This window comes from Bacillus alkalisoli (assembly GCF_002797415.1).
Classification (GTDB): domain Bacteria; phylum Bacillota; class Bacilli; order Bacillales; family Bacillaceae_I; genus Bacillus_CD; species Bacillus_CD alkalisoli.
The window spans coordinates 2,706,756-2,727,358 of the sequence record NZ_KZ454944.1 but is presented as its reverse complement, the minus strand read 5'-3'; the positions used below and the strand labels follow the sequence as shown (position 1 = coordinate 2,727,358).

Genomic DNA, 20,603 nt, shown 5'->3' with positions numbered 1-20,603 from the left:
TTTTAAGGGGATGGGATAATGGGGGATTATTTAACAATAAACGTAATTGATACAATTTTTACCATATTAACATGGGCAATTATTATTATTTTATTTTATAAAATTTTTTCCAAACAATTAGAAGAAAGACCAAAAATTTGGTTTGCTATTCTTGCCACATGGTTTGGGTTATTCTCTTTTTCTATCAATATCGAACTTTTAAGAATGCCTCTCAAGTTAGCAGTTTTACCATTAGGCGTTTGGATTATGTATTGGATATTAAAAAGAAAAGGTAGATGGGATGTTTACAAAAAATATGCATGGTTAGGATTTGGTGCGAATTTTCTTTTTATTGCTACAGTATTAACTTCTGCACTATTACATGACTATATTTATCCGAAAGATGATGTTACCACTTTTATAAGTAACATATCAGAAGATGTTGAAATTATAGTTATCCTTCCTTCAGGAGAAATGCCGAGCTTAAACATAAAACAGTTCACATCAAACTTACAGTCTATGAAAAAAACGGAAATGTACAGTGAGAGATGGTATAGATCGACTTATATAAATGATGAAAAGATGGAAAGGTTTCCATACTTGTTAACTGGCACGCTAGCAAAATCAGGTAGTGGATTAACTCCTTTAATTTTTTTAGATGCGGACGGAAAAGGTTTATTAATTTCATATGGAACAGAGCAAGTTTATTTTCAGTCGAAAGAGCCAATCGCACTAGTGAAGGCGAGGGAAAACAATGATTAAACACCAAGTGAACAAAATTATCCCGTTTGTTACGGTAATTCTCGTTTTATCAGTAGTAATATATTATGTTTACTCTAACATTGCCCCTGCAAAGTCATTTTTTGAGGGTCAAGAGTTAACCGTGCAATTGAACAAAATATCGACGGAACGTTCAGTGAAAGAAATTTTAGAGGTTATATATCTTGATGACATAAGAGTATACATCCCATTTGTTACGAACAAGGATGAGTATGGAGCAAGTCTATGGGAATGGAAGAAAAATAAATGGAATGCAATTGGACATTACAATCATTCCACTCCGTTCGTTTGGAGTAATGAAAATGGAGAAGAAACCTATTTTGTATGGAATATTGACCCAAAAGATGAGATTCAATCTATGAATTTTTTCCTTATTAGAGACAGAGGGTATTATATTACCGACAATGGAAAAGAAAAAATCGAAAGGTATGATCCGAAAATTCAACTTTCTTATGAAGTTTCTGATATGAAACATACATATGGTGTGGTGCCAGTTCCGAAAGAATGGGAAACTATTAGTGAATATTATCGTAACACTGCCGATGGAGAAGGTTCATTGTTTTCTTACCCAACCAGTAAATACTTGAAATTTGGATGGATCCCATACGATGAAAGTGGTGAAGAAGCCTATGCCTTTCACTCCTCACACGGTGGCGGTTTCCGCTACGATAGTTACTATCTCCATTTTATGGAATACGTTTCAGAGTACGATATTGAATAAATTATGGAAATTAAAGTCTATTTTATAGGCTTTATTTTTTTTCAGCAATTAGAAAATTTCGTATTGCGAAATAGTTTGATTCTGATTACAATTAGTTCAGCAGATGAAAACGTAAGGGAGAACAAAAAATGAATAAGAAAGTTTTTTTATACTCAAAAGCCCTGTCTGACTTCGGTTCATTTATGGACTTACTTGTTTTAAATGTACTCGTATTAGTTGCAACAGGAAGTCCCGTTTGGCTTGCAGCAACAATGGCAGCAAGAACGATAGGTGGAGTAGTTGGGAGCTTAATGTCAGGGATTGTAGCCGATCGATACAATCGAAGAAAAGTTATGATAGTCACAGACTTTTTAAGAGCTGGAATAATCCTACTATTAATACCTTTTCATGATCCAATCATGATATTAATAGCTTCATTTTCCATAGGGTTAATAAGTAGTTTCTTTATGGTGAGCTTTAGTTCCGAAATTCCTCAAATTTTTGGTCAAAATAAAATAATTGAAACAAACTCCTTAATTTCTAGGTTAACTTCTATTAGTTTAGTACTTGGCTTTATCGGAGCTGGTGTAATATCAGAATTACTTGGATACAAGTTAACACTCGCTATTGATGCGGCCACATATGCGATTTCAGGTGTTGTATTAATGATGATGAAATGGGATACACAAACGACTACAAATACTGTAAATGCTGCAAAAGGTGTTGTGGAGAAAATACACTCGGTATTCGTTGATATGAAAGAAGTATATAAATATTTAAAAGTTGCACCGATGTTATTTATGGTAAATATCGTTTTTTTAATTGGTGCTTTTGCTGGAAGTTCTCATAATTTAGGGATTCCATTACTTGCTGAATCTTTGAATGAGGAAAGACAAACTTTTTATTATGGGATGATATGGGGAGTTTGGGGAATTGGTTCTGTACTTGCAACTTACACTCTCCCTAAGTTGACGATCGTACGTGACGATAGGATATTCTTTGTTTGCTTTATCTCAGCCATACTTATGTCAGTAGGATTTATCTCCTTTCTATCAACGACAATTATAGCAATTGTGTTCATATTTGCTTTCATCACAGGTGTGTTTGATGCTAGTTTTACAACACTTCATACAAGTATTTTACAAAAGGCAGATAATCATATAAGAGGTCGAGTGTTTGCTGTAGGAATGTTATTAAAATCACTTGGGTTTGCATCTGGTTTTATTGTAGCACCTATTGTTTTGAAAGAGCTAACAATGCCACAAATGGTGTGGATATTTCACGGTACACTAATTTCAGTAACACTTGTAATTTTTCTCATTTCTTACCGTTGGAATAAGCAAAATAGTTTATCGTTATCTACTAAAAGTGCATAATTTTTGTCTAGATATAATTTTTTCAAGTTTTGATAAAGGAATGAAGCTTGCAACTTATTCATATGCACTTCAAAATAATAGATTAATTAACATGTAACCTCCTATTATGGGAGGTTCTTCTTTTTTCTCTCATATTAAGGAAAAATCGTTACAAGACTATAAAACTACTGTTACTTCTGTAATGAAATTGTTATCCGACTGACCTTTAACAGCTATCGATTCGTGTTATGATATAAACCACTCGAGGCTAATACATAATGAAAAAACGGAGGTAATTATGAAAAAATCTATCTTATCATTCGTAACAGCAGCCGCTCTTAGTGGAACATTTGCTATTGGCGCAAGTGCATCTTCAGAGGAAGTAACAGTCAAAAAAGGAGATACTCTATGGGATATTTCCCAAAAACATAATATATCTGTAAATGACTTAAAAGAATGGAACAACTTATCTAGTAATCTTATACGACCAGATGAAAGAGTAAAAGTTGCATTAACGGAGCAATATCACATTCAAAAAGGCGACACTTTGTCAGAAATTGCCTTGGATTTTAAAGGTATATCTTGGAAGACGCTGCAACAATGGAACAACATTGAAAATGCAGATTTAATTTATGCAGGAGATGTGTTAACAGTTTATTTAAAAGGTGTTCCAAATAACAACTCTACTTCAACTGTAGAAACAGAAAAGAAGGAAGAGAAGAAAGAAGTAGTAGAAAAAATAAAAACAGAAGAGAAAGAAGAACAATCAACTTCTGATCAAACAAAAAAGGAACAGCCCTCAAGTGAAAAAGAAGAAGTAGTGGAAGAAAAAAAGGCGGAAGAAAGTAATTCTGAGGAGAAAAATTCAGAACAAAGTAGTTCAGATACTGCCACGGCACCTGATAAAGAAGTAGCACAAGAATTAACGATGACTGCAACGGCTTATACAGCAACTTGTGAAGGTTGTTCTGGTATTACTTCAACAGGAATCAACTTACTAGAAAACCCAGACATGAAAGTAGTTTCGGTCGATCCGTCTGTTATTCCTCTTGGCTCTAAAGTATATGTAGAAGGATATGGAGAAGCAATTGCTGGAGACACTGGTGGTGCTATCATTGGCAACAAGATTGATATTTTTATTCCAAATTTAGAAGGTGCCATTAACTGGGGAGTAAAAGAAGTTAAGGTAAAAGTATATAAATAACCTAAAAAACCATCTTCAATCATGAAGGTGGTTTTTTAGTTAACCTTCTATTAGACTAAAAAAATTAGAAATAATATTTCATTTTTTGTTCCTCAACATATTATAGAAAATGACGAAATATAGTATATATAACCTTTTTTATAAAGGGGGTAGTACTATTGCTAAAAGTACTAAAAATAATTTCTATCAACATGTTGTTTATTAGTTTAATCGGTATTTTGGCTATTCATTTTTTGGATTATATAGAAGAGGGCCGTATATTTTCAACCACAATATTAGCTTCAAATGATGATATCGAACACCATTTGTATGAAGAGCCTATTGTTTTTGTTTCAGAACATGAAGAAAATGCGTTACAAATAATAAGTAATCAACATCAATTTTTAAACAATGTTACTGGTTGGGGTGGAGTAGAAGCTGTTAATTTAAGAAATTTAATTACATCTGATAATTGGATGGAATTAAAAAGTGCGGTAATCTGGTTGAAAAAAGAAGCATTTTTACCTTCAAGTGTGCTGAATGACATGGAAAATGCAAGAGTGTTAATCGTTATTACAGAAAGAGATGGTGATAAAACTGCACTCAGATATTTACACCGAATTTTTCATGATTTAGATTTGCATTTGAATGAAGTTACAGAAGAGGAGAGGGACTCTACTTTATGGGGAGTGACTCATTCTTTTGGGAATACTAGAGAAATTAGAAGGGTGAATAACTACGTTTTCCAAAACTATTAGTAACATCTATTTTTTTGAAAGACTGAGTTAATGGTTATTGTTGTTTTTGATCCTTATCTAGCGGTTGATTTGCGCGTAAGTCGGAGACTCTTGCGAAAGTAGCGGGGAACAGGAGACCCCGCAGGCGAAGCCGAGGAGGCTCCAGCCACTACGAAAAGTTAAAGCGGCTCGCACAGCTCCGAGAAGGATAAGACAGGGGCAGCTTGAGGGCGGTTTTTGCCCTCAGGATGGCCATGGCTTATCATCGAGGAGCTAGTTGCTTGACCTAGACACGCCCGCGGAAAGCGAAGACTTGCGGGCAAATCAACCGCGGTCTTTAACAGAGCAAATGAAAAAACGGAAATGCAGCGGCTCATTTCCGTTTTTATAACTAGTATATTTGAAAAGAGGTGTACTCATGGGTCAGTGTAGTAAAAGGAGGTGACTTCTACTATCTAGAATACTGGTAGGCTTCAGTATCTTCTAGTATTACAAAATGTCTAGTCTAGCAATTAAAGCAACTAAAATTTGAATTAACAGTTGGATGTTTACTACTAAGTCAGTGTCAGTAGTGGTCACTCTTACACCACGAGAGTTTTCGATATACGTTTGTTGGCGGTTTACTTGAACTGTTTTGGAAGACTGAACTAATTCTTGAGCGATTCTTTCTGCGCGCGAGCTATCAGCGATAGAGATACTTAATACTAATACGATAGCTGCTTGGATTGCGGCTTGTAAAGAAACTGCTGCTTTCGTATCAGTTGTTACAACCTCAACGTCAGCAGAATCTTTAATAATAATTTGCTCGTAAGACTCTTGTATCACCTTATTAATTTGATCTGCCTCTTGTTTAACATCTTCGTTTGATAATGGGTGATAAGACTTAGGGTCTAAAGCACTCCATCTATTACCTTGACTTCCACATCGACGGTCACATCTGTTACCAAATAACCATGTGTCATTCATTCTAAATTCCTCCTAATTATTATTTTTTGTCGGCGTCATTATAATGACGTTGAATCTTCGAAAAAGCTTGTTGAACATCATTTACTAACTTTTTAAGTTCTTTCTTTTGAGCCGCAGTGATTTTCGACTTGTCTAAGGAAACGTTGTGTTTTCTTAAGATGTTGTCTACCATCATTTTTGTGCTAGACTCAGAGATTTTATTTAACTCATTTTGTAAATCTTTTTTGAACATTTGATCGTCACCTCCATTTACTAGTTATGTTAGTATCATATGTCGTTTCGCCTTAATGGTATGGACAAATCTACTGAATAAAATAACTATTTTTATAGTTTTATTAAAAAAAATAGAAAAATAGGTAAAAACAAGGAAAAGTTATAAATATGTCGAAAGGTTAGTAGAAGAAATCTTTTAAAGGGAGGTTTCATCTATGAAAATGACTGAATACATGGGGAACAAAGTATGTACGTTTCAAACGGTATTAGTAGGGCATAAGGTAACAATTGAGTTTATGTTTCTGAAAGATACGAAGGAAGTAGTAGATTATAGTATTCGAATTGATGGCAATCCTACCTTAGAAATTAGAAATAATATTAACAAGTTGGCAGAAGTAAAGATGTATGAAGTGTTAAAGGAATTTAATAGTACAAATTCAATTTCACAAAACTAAGTTATATTTGGAGTGAGGGTAATACCTTCACTCTATTTTTTATTTCTACTAGTCATATTCTTCTTTAATTCTAAATATATTGATAGAGATGTTAATAGTTTTAGAAAAGGAGAGAATGAAAAATGGCTTATTACGGTTCGAAGGGTTGGTTTGTGCAACAATTAAAGCAACAAGGAATTACCTATCATCCAGTAGATAAAAGAAAATTAGAGAAGTATAGAGCTTCTACACTTCGTCAATTGTATTGGAAGTTAGTAGAGGAAAAGTCAGTACAACAGTAATAATATTTATCTTAGTTTATAAATCATAAGAAGAAGCGCGCCAACATAACGGCGTGCTTCTCTTTTATTACAGGAATGTTTCAGGTGCCTGGCACCTTGTACTTTTCGTATTGACTGAAAAGTGAGATAATAGGGAGGGAGGGGATTTCAGATGAATGTAACAGTAAATAATTTAAAAGAGTTAGATAAGAAAGATGTATTTTCTACATATCGTAATGAATTTTATATAAATGAAGGAACAATCTATTTAGATGGCAATTCTTTAGGGCTAATGTCTAAAAGAGCGGAGAATTCACTATTAAAATTAATTGAATCATGGAAAACACTAGGCATTGAAGGATGGACGACAGGTGAGAATCCGTGGTTTTACTTTGCTGAAAATTTAGGTGAGCTTAGTTCAAACTTAGTTGGAGCAAAAAAAGAAGAAGTAATAATAACCGGATCTACTACAAGTAACCTACACCAATTGTTAGCAACTTTTTACAAACCAAATGGCAAAAAAACAAAGATATTAGCCGATGAATTGAATTTTCCTTCTGATATCTATGCCATTCAAAGTATTTTAAATTTAAAAGGTTATGACCCAGCAGAGCATTTAGTACAAGTGAAAAGTAAAGATGGAAGATTTATTAGAGAAGAAGATATTATAGCTGGGATGACTGACGATATTGCTTTGATCATTTTACCAACCGTATTATACAGAAGTGGTCAACTTTTCAATATGGAAAAAATCACAGCGGAAGCACATAAGCGAGGTATTGTTATCGGATGGGATGGTTGCCATTCTGTTGGTGCAATACCGCATAAATTCCATGAGTGGAAAGTAGATTTTGCCTATTGGTGTAATTATAAGTACTTAAATGGAGGGCCAGGAAGTATTGGTGCTTTATTTGTACATGAGAATCATTTTGGAAAAACACCTGGTCTAACAGGATGGTTCGGCTCTGATAAAAACAAACAATTCGATATGGAACATACTTTTACACAAGCCAACCATGCAGGAGCCTACCAAATCGGAACACCACCAATATTAAGTATGGCTCCATTACTAGGATCCTTACAAATGTATGAAGAAGTTGGTATAGACAAGGTTCGTGAAAAGTCATTGCATCAAACAAAGATCCTAATGGACTTAATTGAAAAAGAATTACAAGATTACGAATTTACAATTGGCAATCCTACAGATACTTTAGAAAGAGGAGGTCATGTGAGCCTTGAGCATGAAGATGCCGCTCGAATATGTAAAGCATTAAAGGAATTCGGAATTGTTCCTGATTTTCGCAAACCAAATATAATCCGACTAGCTCCAGTTGCCTGGTATACCTCTTATGAAGATTTAGGAAATGCAATTTCTAAACTAAAAATAATTATGGAAGACAAAGTATATGAAAAATATTCTAACGAGCGCGGAGTAGTCGCTTAAAGAAGAGAAGGTGAGTAGATGAAAATTCTAGATATATCAAGATCACTTCATGCAAAAACACCAACATGGCCAGGAGATACACCATTCCAATTCAATGTAAATTGGACAAAAGAAGAAACCGGCTCTGTAAATATCGGGAGTGTCACAATGAGTGTTCATACGGGCACTCATGTTGATTCACCATTTCATTTTGACTCAAATGGCCAAAAGGTTTCTGACATGAATCTAGTATCGTTTGTTGGTCCTGCATACGTAATAGATGTACAAAATATACAAAAAATTAAATTAGTTGACGTGAAAGAAAAGTTGGCTACTCATTCGAATAAACGTATACTATTTAAAACAAATGCTTGGTTAGAAGATGATACTTTTCCAACTAGCATACCAACGTTAAAATTAGAAGTAATAGAGTATTTACATCAATTACATGTACCACTTATCGGTCTAGATTTGCCAAGTGTAGACGAATTAGATAGTAAAGAGTTACCGGTTCATAACAAATTACACGAGTGTAACATTATGATATTAGAAGGATTAGACTTAAGCAGTATTGATGAGGGAGAATACGAACTAATTGCACTTCCGTTAAAATTGAACGGGGCAGATGGAAGTCCAGTAAGAGCAATATTGAAGAAGGAAAAGGATGTCGACTAAGACATCCTTTTTTCTATGTATAGATCCTCTGAATTCACAAAATGATTACGTAGTATTCGAGAATACTCTATTTTAAAATATTTGAAAGAACTTTGGAAACACGCATTTAGCTTAGAAACCTCGTTTACCTTTCGTCATTACTTTCTATCTTCTTTATATTGGGTAATTATTCAAATAAAGGATTTCAGCCATATAGATTCATAAAAAAATTACAATTCCTTTAAATGCTCTCAATAATATTTTTTTATTATAATAATATGAAATTCTTTAGTAGGGTAGGGTGATGGGAATGTTTCAAAATAAATTAAGAAAAGCATTAGAAGAGCAGCGTGCCTATTATACAAAGCAACTTTTATCAATAGGCGTTTATGATAATTTGATTTTAAATAGAATGACAACAGCGGAGTTAAAAGAAGAATACACGTACTTTTATAGAGACACACCGAGCTTAAAAAAAGGAGAATTACGAAAACAGTCAAGTTGATTATTAAAAAAATAATAATATAAGAGTCTGGGACAAAAAGGCCAATAAAGTTCAACTGGCATTAAAAATTTGTTGTGGTTGAACTTGATAAGGCTGATGAAGTTCATCTGGCATAAAGAATTGGTTGGATTTGAACTTCATAAGGCTGATGAAGTTCATCTGGCCTTAAAAATTGGTTGTAGTTGAACTTCATAAGGCCGATGAAGTTCATCTGTCATAAAAAATTGGTTGTGGTTGAACTTCATAAGGCAGATGAAGTTCAACCGGCCTTAAAAATTGGTTGTAGTTGAACTTCATAAGGCAGATGAAGTTCATCTGGCCTTAAAAATTGGTTGTGTTTGAACTTCATAAGGCTGATGAAGTTCATCTGGCCTTAAAAATTGGTTATAGTTGTACTTCATAAGGCTGATGAAGTTCTTTTGTAGAGAGTGCTTCAAGGACTTTCTTTCGTACCGTATAATACCTTAGTTGTATCAAAAAGTAGAGGCCCGCAAGAACAAAAAATGTTCTTACAGGCCTCATCCATATTATTCACTGGAGTTTGTCCCAGGCTTTTTTAAAAGGCTGTGTTAAAGTTCGTTGTTGATTTGCGTGCAAGGCTTCGCTTTCCGCGGGCGGTAAAAAGGAGGGTTATTTTCACTGTCGTGAAAAAACCTACTCCTCGGCGCATGCGCCTGTGGGGTCTCCCGCTCCCCGCTTCTCCCGCAGGAGTCTCAGCCTTGCACGCAAATCAACAGGTATTAGTATTAAATTAGCAACACTAAGCTTTAACATTGCTTTTTTAAAAAAATTAGTTAGAGGACGAGAGTAGTCTCTTTCTTTCATCTTCAGGCATTGATTCAATATGAAGTGTTCGAGTAGGGAAGGCAACACTCACGCCTTCTTCTTCTAAAATCTCCATAATTTTAAAGTTAATATCTTCTTTTACCCTTAAAAACTCCGCCCACATAATCGTATTCGTAAAGAAATATAAGAAAATATTTAAACTGCTATCTCCAAAATTATCGAATCTTACCATTATAGTTTCGTTGTGAATTTCTTCGTGTTCATGTAACATCGATTCAATTCGTCTTACTACACGTTCTAATGATCTTTTTTTCGTATCATATTGAACACCAAGTTGGAATGTAATTTGACGTTTACCCATTTTAGACCAGTTGATAATAGGTTCATTTGCAAGAGTAGAGTTTGGAACAGTTACGACTGCTTGAGCAAATGTTCTTATTTTCGTGCTTCTAAAGGAAATATCCTCAACAACACCTTCAACACTTGGAGTTTTTACCCACTCGCCAATAGAAAATGGTCTTTCTGTAATTATAATAAACCCACCAAGTAAGTTTTTGAGTGACTCTTGAGCAGCAAGTGCAAATGCAAGCCCTCCAAGACCGAGACCAGCCACGAGTCCACTTACATTATATTCCCACTCTTCTAATACGATACTAATCGCCAATGCTACTACGATAAAGCGCAACACTTTTGTAAAAAAAGGCAGGATAATTTGATCAACTTCCAAATCAAGGCGATTACTTAATGTAGAAAATAGCCTTAATGAGTACGGAACAAAATTGAATAATCCCCATCCTATAAAGAAGATGACAAAAGACCTGAAAATTGATTTCACCGTTTCTTCACCTATTAATGTGAAAGGTGCTAAGTCTAAAGCAAAATAAATACCTATCACAACGAAAAACATTCTAAGAGGCTTCTCAAATGATAATACGATATAAGTAAATAAATCGGTAGGAGTACGTTTGGAAATTGCTAGAATGAGCTTAAAAACGTACTTTGTGAAGATATTTCTCCAAAGTAAAAATAATAATAATACCCCAATGGCTATACCTAACTGCTTTAGAAATTCATAGTCTGTCCAAAATGCATATGTAGGAGTGTTTGTGTAACTATTAATAATAAAATCCAACATGTTTTTTCAATACCTCCCCTTTTTATGCGAGAAGACGCAATAAAAGGATTTCGTTAATATATTTGAATTAGTTTCATAACTACGTTTCGTTTAATGATAAACGAATACTTTTCTATAATCTATTAAATATTTTCGTTTTCTAATGTGAAATTAATATCTAATACTGTGTGTTTATTCGTTTTTCGTTTTGTAGTTATACATTATGAAACTTACTCATTTATAGCTTATTATATTACATGGCATGTCCAAATATTTCAACGAATTATTGTTACAAAATATTTCAGAACATTAACAAAATTGTTGCAAATCTAATTTAACAAGTGGTAGAATTTTACCATCTATATCTTTCGAGTTTAGAAATAAATGAGTCCGTTTTAGTCTTAAGTTTATGAAGAAGTGGGGGTTTTTCAGTGTATGAACTTATTATGGAGTATTAGTAAATCTTTCTTGTTTTTTTGTTTAGTTGCATTACTACTAGTCTTAGCAGTACTTATTCCACGTACTCCAGACATTGCTGTTCAAGGTAGAGCCATGACAGTGGATTATACATATGAGTTTTCGGTGCAAGCATATAAACATAATATTTCTATGTTTATTAAGAGCGTTACAGAAGATAAGACGTTAGGTACAACAAGGTATAACAAAAATGCAGAAGAAGAAATAGTCCTGCATTTTTCTAGAAGTTTAAAAGTCATCGTGGCTGGATTTACCTTAACATTACTTTTTGGAATTTTAAAAGGTATATACGATTTTTATGACAAAGGTAGGAGGTTTAAACCTTTTGGGAAGGGCTTTACATGGGTTATACAGTCGATACCGGACTTTTTCTTAATACTATTCTTGCAATATATCATTATATTTTATTTACCTATTATAAGAGTATTAGGTCACGAACATGATTATAGTTTCGTATTGCCTGCTATATTAGTTTCTCTTTATCCAATGATGTTTGTCGCTAGGATTACATCTACTTCTCTAGCAAACGAAGAAGGTAAAGCATATATACAAGTAGCAAGGTCAAAAGGGCTATCAAAAAGTAGAGTGTTACTAAATCATATGTTTCGAAACAGTATCATTCCGATTTTCTCTAATTTACCGTCAATGATGATGTATTTATTATCGAACTTATTAATTGTTGAATTTTTACTAGACTATCGTGGAGCTGCATATAGGTTGTTCTATGCATTTGATGTGAAAACGTCTCTATCTGGTGGGTTAAATTACATTGATGAATCTGGATTAATTATTGGAATCGGATTATGTTTCATGGCAATTGTTTTATGCTCACAAATTATTTCACAGATTGTTATTAAAAAAGCAGAACCAAGATAGGGGGAGATTTCGTTGAATAGAAACTGGCCATTATGGATAGGATCTTTCCTTTTCATCTTATTATTAATTGTTACATTTATTGGACCGTATTTACCGATGATTGATAAAGAACTAACAGCAAACCGTGTTGTCATTACAGAGGAAGGATTTGATACGGCTCCACATAAGCCATCACTTGAGAGACCATTCGGATCAGACCGTGACGGAAGAGATATGCTAAGTGTAGTTGTTATGGGAGCAAAAGAAACACTAGTATTAATCTTTACGATTACGGTGGTTCGTTATTTAATTGCTACAGTATTAGCATTATTGGCTGCAAATCGAAGGGGGCCAGCTAATATTATACTTCAAGGTTGGAACAATATTTTTGCTGCATTGCCTGTTATTTTTTCTGCTATTATTTTACTTAACATGCCTATCTTAGTCTTTAATGATCAGAGAACGTTATGGGCTGTACTAATAATTGCTCTTATAGAAGTAGGAAGAGTGGGGACGGTACTTCAACATCATTTCCACTCCATTAGTAAAACTCCATACGTAGAAGCAGGTATCACGGTTGGGATTTCACCGATTACCCTTTTTACAAGCTACTATATTCCGAATGCTTTGCCAGAGATGGCTGTTCAATTTTTCTTAGACTTAGGAAGAACTACATTGTTAATTGGACAACTAGGTATTTTCAGCATTTTCCTCTCTCAAGAATTTTTACAGTTGACTTGGGGAGCAGGAGAAATAGTAAACACTAGTGGAAATTGGGCTACGCTACTAGGTCAAGCCCGTGGAGATATAATTAGAAAAATATTTTGGATTCCATTTTTCCCAGCTTTGGCCATTGCATTTACAGTCCTTACGTTTAACGTTTTAGGAGAAGGTTTGAGAAAACATTTCCATCGATTGCAAGCATAGTGATAGGAGTGGTAAGTTGTTAGTGATTAGTGGTTAGGAGAGAATGAATTTTTAGTAGGAAGGTATCCATTGTCAACTTTGATAATTGGGTACTTTTTTTATACTATAAGTTTTTGTTGCCTATTTCCAAAATTCCATTAAAATAGAAAAGTACGTTTAATCACTAGTCACTAAAAGCTTCTCAAGGAGAATAAGATGAATTTTATTAATCGTTTTTATCAAGTGAATCCAGCTATCCCTGGAATTGGCCTAAGTTTTTTAATTGCGATAGTCGCATACTTTATAGGAATTGCTTTTCCTGCAGTAGGTGGAGTTATTATAGCATTGTTAATAGGTATAATTGTTCGAAATACTGTTAGACTACCAAGTTCTTTTGAAACAGGAATATTATTTGTTGTTAAAATCTTATTAAAAGTAGCAATCATCTTACTAGGAGCGACTTTAAGTATTTCTAGTATGATTCAAGCTGGTACACAATCTATTATTCCAATCTTACTAGTAGTCGTTGGTGGTACTGTAATAGCTATTTTAATTGGAAAAATCTTTCGAATAAACAACACGTTAAGTTTATTAATTGGAGTTGGAACTAGTATTTGTGGTGCAACAGCAATTTCGGTTGTGAAAAGTGTTGTCCAAGCGAAAGAAGCAATTATTGCTTATGCTATTACAACCATTTTCTTATTTAATATTATCGCTACTATAACATATCCATTAATTGGTCAATGGTTGCAACTTTCAGCTGTTGAATTTGGTATTTGGATTGGTACATCCATACATGATACTTCTTCCGTTGTGGCAGTTGGATATTTAATTGGAGATGAAGTGGGGGAGGTCGCAACTACGGTGAAATTAGTGCGTACTCTTTTTATTCTGCCCCTTGTACTAATTCTCTCCATCATTTTTACTAGGAAAACTACAGCGCAAAAGTTTTCTTTTAAGCAAGCTTTTCCTATATTTATCGTTGGATTCCTGGTAATGAGCTTTTTATATTCTTTCGAAATTATCCCTGAACATGTCTCTATTACATTAGGGATGATTGCAAAATTCATTATTGTTATGGTTATGGCAGCAGTAGGCTTACAAGTAAATTGGAGTAAATTCAAAAGTTTAGGGGTAAAACCAATCCTTGTAGGGCTAATAGCAAGTGTTTTTGTGGCTTCGGTGAGCTTATGGTATGTATTAGTATTTATATAAAAGGCTCTGTTAAACACCGCTGTTGATTTCCGCGCATATCTTCGCTTTCCGCGGGCGGGCCGGGAGCCTCCTCGTCGTTAGCGCTCCTGCGGGGTCTCCCGTTTCCCGCTTTTCCCGCAGGAGTCTTCGATATACGCGGAAATCAACCGCTAGATTGACAATAATTCAACAACAAACTTTAACACAGCCATATAAAAAAGAAACAGCCACACCATCTGTTTAGGTGCGGCTGTTGTATTTTCATCCTAGTTTTTCTTCTGACGTAACTGGTAATTTTGCAAGTAGATCATTTTTTAAGGCGGCTAAATAAAATGGCGATAACATGGAAGTTATTTCTTGCCAAAGGTTTACGGTTGGTCTGTAAATAATAAGTTTTTGTACTTCCTTCGAATTTCTATCCAACGTTAGGCGTAATTTTCTACTTTCGATTGGCTCATGAGGATCGATGAATTCGATGATTAGTTCGTTTTCAGTTTCTATTACAGGATGAACAATAGTGAAGGCTTCCATCTACTCATCTCCTTCAATTTATCTATTGTCCATCTTTTCCTATTTTGGATACAGTTATACTTTATTTAGAAATTGTAATACTGGTTCAAATGGCTGTTTTTCTTTTTTTAGAAAAAAATCAGAAAAAGGACCTCCTTTGCTTACTAACCTCTCATGTATGTTATATAAAGTAAATTGGTCAGGTTGTAAGGAATCGTTTACCTCATTCCAGTAGAGTGGAGTGGCAACTCCTGCAAAGTCAGTTCCACGTGGTGAGTAAGGTGCGATGATGGTTTTTCCTTCCCAGTGCTGTAAATAGTCTATATATAATCTGTTTCCTCTATTTTTCTTTAACCTCTCCACAGTAAATAAGCTTGGTTCTTTAGAAATTAAGTATTCAGCAATAAATTGCGTGAATTTACGAGTCATTTCATAAGTGAATGTTCCATCTGGTAAAGGAATATACACTTGAAGCCCTTTTCGTCCTGAAGTTTTTAAGAAAGATTGAAGCTTTAGTTGATCGAATATTTCTTTCATCATTAATGCAGCTTGAATAGCTAATGAAAAATATTCGATGGAAGGAGGATCTAAGTCAAATACTATCTCACTCGGATGATCGTAATGAATAGATTGAAACGGAATGTGAAATTCAATTGCCAGCTGATTTCCTAACCAACATAGAGTATCAATATTATTACAAAGGATAAAATCGGTATCATTCTGCCTAGCTGTATGAACAAAAGTAGGAGCATAATCTGGGCAGTTTTTCTGATAAAAACTTTCTCCAGACATACCGTGCGGATAGCGAATAACTGTTAATAATCTGTCTTTTAAAAACGGTAACATGTATGGTGCAACAGTAACTAAGTATTGTAAATAATCTGCTTTCGAAATTCTCGGGTTATCCCATAATGGTTTATCCGGATTTGTTATAGTAACAGTTGCTGGAATCTCACTATTTTTTTTTGTTAGTTTTTCTAGGGTGCAATCTTCAGGCGCAAGGTCAAAACGGAACTGATGAAATTCAGGGTGTCGTAGTTGTCTGTCGTATAATTCCAAATAAAATATGTCTACACAAATGTTAGGTGGTACTTCAATAAAGTGTGTATCCTCCCTAGTCTTATTTTCTTTTATAACATGAAGTAGGGCGGTACGTTCCTCAGAATCTAACCCATGAGAGAAAAGTCCAACTGGTACTATACTGTTGTTTGAAAATACTCCTAAATGAAAATAGCCATTACTTTTTTCGTAACGGGTAATAAAACAACTAGCTGATTTAAAATTCTTTGTTTTAATCCAATTCGTCGTCCGTTTTCCATCCTCCCACTTACTGTTTTTTTTCTTCGCGATAATACCTTCACCATCTGCACTTTTTACTAAGTTCCAAATTTCTGTTAAGTTTTCGTAAGAAGGTACATAAATCATTTTTGCTGAACTAAAATCGGATAGTAGCTTATGTAAAGTAGTTTTTCGTTCCATATAAGGCTTGTTTTTGTAATCAACATGATCATATTCAAGTAAATCAAATACACACAAACTAGCTGGTAACTTCGTTAATAGCTTTGTGATTGTTTCTTTTGTTTTTGTTCTTCCTCTTTTTTGTATAGAAGAAAAATCTGCCTTTACTTCTGAAGAAAGAATAGATAGTTCAGCATCCAATTTTATCGGTAATTTGTTTTTGTATTTTTCTCTAAAAGAGAGTAGTTCGTCTACTATATCGGGAAATTGTTGATTCAACTCATTTCCGGCTCGACTTTGTAGTGTTATCTTATCTCCAATAATTACAATACAACGAAAGCCGTCGTATTTTACTTCATATACCCATTCATCGCCCTCTGGTGGGTCTTTAAATAGAGTTGGCAACATCGGTTTAATCATGTTAAACTCCCCCCTTTAAAAGTTTGTATTTATTATCATTTACAAAAAACAATAGAAAAAAGCGACAGTCTGTTAACTTGTCGCTTTTTTTCGAGTGGTACGCTTTTTTGGCTCTGTTTTTCCAACTGTTTTAAGTGGCTCTGTTTCTTTAGATGGTTTAGCAACTTTTTTTGGTTCCTCTTTCTTTGTCCGTTCTATACTAGCTTGAAGTGCACTCATTAAGTCGACTACGTTATTCTTTTCCCCCTCTTTTGGAGTGGTTGTCCCTTGTTCGTTCGTTATTTTAGATTCAATCAACGTTAAAATTGCTTCACGATAATCATCTTCATATTTGTCTGGTTCAAATTCTGTTGTTAATTGATCGATAAGCATAATGGCTGTCTTTAACTCTTGCTCATTAACATCGGTTTTTTCTGGGACGCTTGGAACATCTTTCACATTTCTAACTTCATCAGGATAATGGATGGTTTCCATGATTAAACAATCTTTGTAAACACGTACAACTGCTAATTGTTGTTTAGAGCGGATAGTAATTTCAGCAACCCCGATTTTACCTGAAGTTTGTAATGCTTCTCTTAATAAGGAGTATGCTTTACTACCATTTTCCCCAGGACCTAAGAAGTATGACCGATTAAAATAAATAGGGTCAATGTCATCTAGTTTAACGAAGTCAATGATCTTTACATTTTTATCTTCATGTTCTTTTTTTAACTGTTCTAACTCTTCATCTTCTAAAATGACGAATTTTCCTTTTACATATTCATATCCTTTAACAAGGTCTTCATTTTCCACTTCTTTTTCACAGTTAGGGCAAACTTTTTCGTACTTTATCGGGGTATGGCATTCCTTGTGTAGAGTACGCAGTTTCACATCTTTATCTTCAGTGGCTGAGAACATCTTTATAGGTATATTTACTAAACCAAAACTGATAGAACCTTTCCACATCGTATGCATGTTTATCACCATTTCGTTTGAAGTTTAATTTCATTTAATAAAGATTTTTAGAAGGATATTGTTTCTGTTACGCCTAATTACTTATTAATAGTTTGTACAAAAATTTATAAGAAAAATTAGTATAATGATGGAAGGAGAAAAGAGATGAAAACATATTTATTTACTGGATTTCCTGGTTTTTTATGTAATGAATTAGTAAAAGAATTATTATCCACCAGAACTGACATTGGAGAAATGATTTTCTTAGTTTTACCTTCCATGAAAGATAAAGCCTTACATGATCTTGAAAAATATAAAAAATTCTATCCTAATATTAACTACAGCGTAGTGGTAGGGGATATCACAAACTCATATCAGCAATGGGGAGATTTGAAAAACAAAAAAGACATTCAATTCGTTTTTCATTTAGCTGCCATTTACGATTTAGCAGTAAAAGAAAAAATAGCCTATTCTGTAAATGTTAATGGTACTAAAAACATCTTAGAATGGTTAAAAACATTACCCTCACTAGAAAGGTTTGTATACTTTAGTACTGCGTATGTTGCAGGTGAACGCGAAGGAATAATTTACGAACATGAGTTAAATAAAGAACAAACATTTAAAAATCATTATGAAAAAACAAAATATTTAGCTGAAGTAGCTGTTAAAGATTCTATGAGTGAAATTCCACAAACAATTATTCGTCCGGGAATAGTAATTGGTCACAGTGAAACTGGAAAGACAGCTAAATTTGATGGCCCATATATGATTCTAAATTGCTTCCATTCTTTAAGATATTTACCTTTCATTCCATATTTAGGGAAAGGTGATGCAGAACTAAATGTTGTACCTGTTGATTACGTTATAAAGGCAACAGCACACTTAGCACATGCAGAAAGTGGACTAAATAAAACGTTTCATCTAACTCATCCACAACCAATTTTAATTAAAGAGGCTTACGAGCTTCTGTTATACCAAACACTAAAGAAACGGCCAAAAGGGACGTTGCCATTAAGTATGGCGAAAGCTTGTCTATCTATTCCATTATTAAGAAAGTGGCTAAGAGTTGAAAAAGAATCATTAGACTATTTTACATGTAAAACCAGTTTCGATTGTTCAGAAACTCAAAAAGCTTTAAGTGATACAAACATTAAATGCAGGACATTTAAAACTACCGTTACAACTATGGTAGATTATTATATAGAAAATGAACATGACAAATCAAAACATATTGTCATAAATTAAGTATAGGTGGTATGAGCTGACTAGCTCATACTTCTTTTATTTTCCATAAGATAGTTGTTTCTTCCTTGTTTTTTTAGGTAAATTGTTACAATTATAAATTTATTTGTTTCCACCCCGTAAAATATTGAAACATTCTCGTAACATTATGGTGAACTAAAAAAAGGGGGAAACAAAGTTGAAAAAAACAGTAGTAAGTTGTTCATTAGTAGCATTATTAGTCACTGCTTCTCCATTGGCAGCAACCGTTACATACGGACAAGGTGTAGAGGGAGAGAAAAAAGAGGTAACAACTATTCAAGTTGAACAAAATCAAAAAGAATTAGAGCGTATAACATTAGATACAGTAGTATCAGCAGATGAAAACGCAGAAGAAGTAGAACAGCCATCATTACTTCCAGGAAATTTCTTTTACTTTGTAAAAACATTCTTTGAAAAACTACAATTAACTTTAGCGAATGGCGATATGGAAAAAGCAGAAAAGTTACTTGAAATTGCTCAAGAAAGATTATTAGAAGCTGAAGTTCTATTCACAGCAGGGAAAGATCAAAAAGCAGAAGAAACATTACAACGCGCATTAGAGGCTATTGAAAAGTTCCAAGACGTAATCGAAGAAGATACTGATGTAGAAGAAAACGAAGAAACGAACGAAGAGTCCGACGTTGTAGAAGAAGAGTTCGTTGAAGAGACTGATACTGCGGAAGAAGAAGTATTAGAAGAGGAAAATGAACTTGTAGAAGAGGACGAAAAGTTCGAACTAGAAGTAAAACTTACGCAAAATATGTATTCTTTAAGTAAGGCTCTAAATAAAGTTTCTAATCCTGTTGCAAAAGCTGCGTTAACTAGAAATATTGAAAGAGCGTATGATAGATTAGTTAATAAATATCCTGAACACGAGGAACAACTAGCTCAATTATTAGCAGAATTATTAAATAATGAGGAAGTTGTGGAGGAAACAGTTGAACCAATCGAAGAAACCGAAGTAGTTGAAGAGGGTACACAAGAAGTTGTAGAAGAAAATGCAACGGATGAAGTGAATGAAGAAGAAGACGTTTCAACAGAAGATGAAGTAGAAGAGGTAAAAGAAGAAGAAAAAGAAGAGAAAAATAAAGTAACAAAAGAAAAGAAAAATAAAGTAACAAAAGAAAAGAAAAACTATGAGCAAGAAAAGAAAAAAGAAGTAAAACAAAATCTACAAGCTAAAAAAGATAGCGTAAAAGCGAAACAACAAGAAAAGAAAGCACAAGTAAAAGAAAAAGTGCAAAAAAAACGTCAAAATGCCACAAAACAAAGTAATGGAAATGCAAAAGCGGAAGGTAAAGGTAAAAATAACTAATCCTATCTAAATCAACGTTTAGCATGTTTTTACATTGACATTTACACCGGAAAAAGTCACCTTTATAGGGAAGGTGACTTTTTCTAAGCAAAAAAAATGCTTATATAGGTAAAAAGTCTCCTGAAAATTATACGGAGTACCCCCATAATATACAAAGTGGTA

General features: G+C 33.9%; 21 protein-coding genes. 15 read left to right on the top strand and 6 right to left on the bottom strand.

The features are described from left to right. Positions 1-18: 18 nt before the first annotated feature. From CDZ89_RS13560 to CDZ89_RS13540, 5 genes are all read left to right on the top strand, one after another. Complete coding sequence (locus tag CDZ89_RS13560) at positions 19-741, top strand: hypothetical protein (RefSeq protein WP_100333818.1); 723 nt, start codon at positions 19-21, stop codon at positions 739-741. Continuing rightward, positions 734-1,480: a hypothetical protein gene (locus CDZ89_RS13555; protein WP_096154980.1), complete on the top strand. Its 747-nt coding sequence runs from the start codon at positions 734-736 to the stop codon at positions 1,478-1,480. The genes CDZ89_RS13560 and CDZ89_RS13555 overlap by 8 nt, the downstream gene beginning before the upstream one ends. Before the next feature lie 128 nt (positions 1,481-1,608). Continuing rightward, positions 1,609-2,835: an MFS transporter gene (locus tag CDZ89_RS13550; RefSeq protein ID WP_096154979.1), complete on the top strand. Its 1,227-nt coding sequence runs from the start codon at positions 1,609-1,611 to the stop codon at positions 2,833-2,835. Positions 2,836-3,112: 277 nt separating this feature from the next. Beyond that, on the top strand, positions 3,113-4,018 hold the full coding sequence (locus tag CDZ89_RS13545; protein WP_100333817.1) for a 3D domain-containing protein: 906 nt from the start codon (positions 3,113-3,115) through the stop codon (positions 4,016-4,018). Positions 4,019-4,176: 158 nt separating this feature from the next. After that, positions 4,177-4,755, top strand: coding sequence for a hypothetical protein (locus CDZ89_RS13540; RefSeq protein WP_100333816.1), 579 nt, complete (start codon positions 4,177-4,179; stop codon positions 4,753-4,755). 468 nt (positions 4,756-5,223) lie between these two features. On the opposite strand, the gene CDZ89_RS13535 is transcribed toward CDZ89_RS13540, so the two are convergent. Both CDZ89_RS13535 and CDZ89_RS13530 read right to left on the bottom strand, forming a co-directional pair. After that, complete coding sequence (locus CDZ89_RS13535) at positions 5,224-5,700, bottom strand: spore coat protein (RefSeq protein WP_096154976.1); 477 nt, start codon at positions 5,698-5,700, stop codon at positions 5,224-5,226. 19 nt (positions 5,701-5,719) lie between these two features. Then, positions 5,720-5,932, bottom strand: coding sequence for a hypothetical protein (locus tag CDZ89_RS13530; RefSeq protein WP_096154975.1), 213 nt, complete (start codon positions 5,930-5,932; stop codon positions 5,720-5,722). A 196-nt stretch (positions 5,933-6,128) separates the two neighbouring features. On the opposite strand from CDZ89_RS13530, the gene CDZ89_RS13525 reads away from it, so the two are divergent. The 5 genes from CDZ89_RS13525 (at position 6,129) to CDZ89_RS13505 (ending at position 9,210) form a co-directional block, all read left to right on the top strand. Continuing rightward, positions 6,129-6,368, top strand: coding sequence for a hypothetical protein (locus CDZ89_RS13525; RefSeq protein ID WP_096154974.1), 240 nt, complete (start codon positions 6,129-6,131; stop codon positions 6,366-6,368). 122 nt (positions 6,369-6,490) lie between these two features. Then, positions 6,491-6,649 (top strand): DUF2639 domain-containing protein, encoded by a 159-nt coding sequence (locus CDZ89_RS13520; protein WP_096154973.1) that lies wholly within the window; start codon positions 6,491-6,493, stop codon positions 6,647-6,649. A 151-nt stretch (positions 6,650-6,800) separates the two neighbouring features. Beyond that, complete coding sequence (gene kynU / locus CDZ89_RS13515) at positions 6,801-8,072, top strand: kynureninase (protein ID WP_096154972.1); 1,272 nt, start codon at positions 6,801-6,803, stop codon at positions 8,070-8,072. Positions 8,073-8,090: 18 nt separating this feature from the next. After that, positions 8,091-8,726, top strand: a complete 636-nt coding sequence (gene kynB, locus CDZ89_RS13510; protein WP_100333815.1) for an arylformamidase — start codon at positions 8,091-8,093, stop codon at positions 8,724-8,726. A 289-nt stretch (positions 8,727-9,015) separates the two neighbouring features. After that, complete coding sequence (locus CDZ89_RS13505) at positions 9,016-9,210, top strand: stress protein (protein ID WP_096154970.1); 195 nt, start codon at positions 9,016-9,018, stop codon at positions 9,208-9,210. Between the two features lie 790 nt (positions 9,211-10,000). On the opposite strand, the gene CDZ89_RS13500 is transcribed toward CDZ89_RS13505, so the two are convergent. Then, a complete protein-coding gene (locus CDZ89_RS13500) occupies positions 10,001-11,131 on the bottom strand; it encodes a mechanosensitive ion channel family protein (protein WP_096154969.1) in 1,131 nt (376 codons plus the stop codon). 414 nt (positions 11,132-11,545) lie between these two features. On the opposite strand from CDZ89_RS13500, the gene CDZ89_RS13495 reads away from it, so the two are divergent. The 3 genes from CDZ89_RS13495 to CDZ89_RS13485 all read left to right on the top strand — a co-directional run bounded on the left by CDZ89_RS13495 (position 11,546) and on the right by CDZ89_RS13485 (position 14,563). Then, positions 11,546-12,463, top strand: coding sequence for an ABC transporter permease subunit (locus tag CDZ89_RS13495; protein ID WP_100333814.1), 918 nt, complete (start codon positions 11,546-11,548; stop codon positions 12,461-12,463). Positions 12,464-12,475: 12 nt separating this feature from the next. Then, a complete protein-coding gene (locus CDZ89_RS13490) occupies positions 12,476-13,369 on the top strand; it encodes an ABC transporter permease (RefSeq protein WP_100333813.1) in 894 nt (297 codons plus the stop codon). 195 nt (positions 13,370-13,564) lie between these two features. After that, entirely contained in the window at positions 13,565-14,563 is a 999-nt protein-coding gene (locus tag CDZ89_RS13485) for a YeiH family protein (protein ID WP_100333812.1), read from the top strand. 240 nt (positions 14,564-14,803) lie between these two features. Here the strand turns inward: CDZ89_RS13485 and CDZ89_RS13480 are convergent, their stop codons facing one another. The 3 genes from CDZ89_RS13480 to ku all read right to left on the bottom strand — a co-directional run bounded on the left by CDZ89_RS13480 (position 14,804) and on the right by ku (position 17,884). Further along, positions 14,804-15,073 (bottom strand): hypothetical protein, encoded by a 270-nt coding sequence (locus CDZ89_RS13480; protein ID WP_096154965.1) that lies wholly within the window; start codon positions 15,071-15,073, stop codon positions 14,804-14,806. A 54-nt stretch (positions 15,074-15,127) separates the two neighbouring features. Then, positions 15,128-16,930, bottom strand: coding sequence for a DNA ligase D (locus tag CDZ89_RS13475; protein ID WP_176483746.1), 1,803 nt, complete (start codon positions 16,928-16,930; stop codon positions 15,128-15,130). A 72-nt stretch (positions 16,931-17,002) separates the two neighbouring features. Further along, on the bottom strand, positions 17,003-17,884 hold the full coding sequence (gene ku / locus CDZ89_RS13470) for a non-homologous end joining protein Ku (protein WP_096154964.1): 882 nt from the start codon (positions 17,882-17,884) through the stop codon (positions 17,003-17,005). Positions 17,885-18,028: 144 nt separating this feature from the next. Between ku and CDZ89_RS13465 the strand changes: the two genes are divergently transcribed. Further along, positions 18,029-19,108, top strand: coding sequence for an SDR family oxidoreductase (locus CDZ89_RS13465; protein ID WP_100333811.1), 1,080 nt, complete (start codon positions 18,029-18,031; stop codon positions 19,106-19,108). A 175-nt stretch (positions 19,109-19,283) separates the two neighbouring features. Then, the gene (locus CDZ89_RS13460; RefSeq protein WP_096154962.1) at positions 19,284-20,441 is read left to right on the top strand and encodes a DUF5667 domain-containing protein; all 1,158 of its coding nucleotides are present in this window, start codon (positions 19,284-19,286) and stop codon (positions 20,439-20,441) included. Positions 20,442-20,603 lie beyond the last annotated feature (162 nt).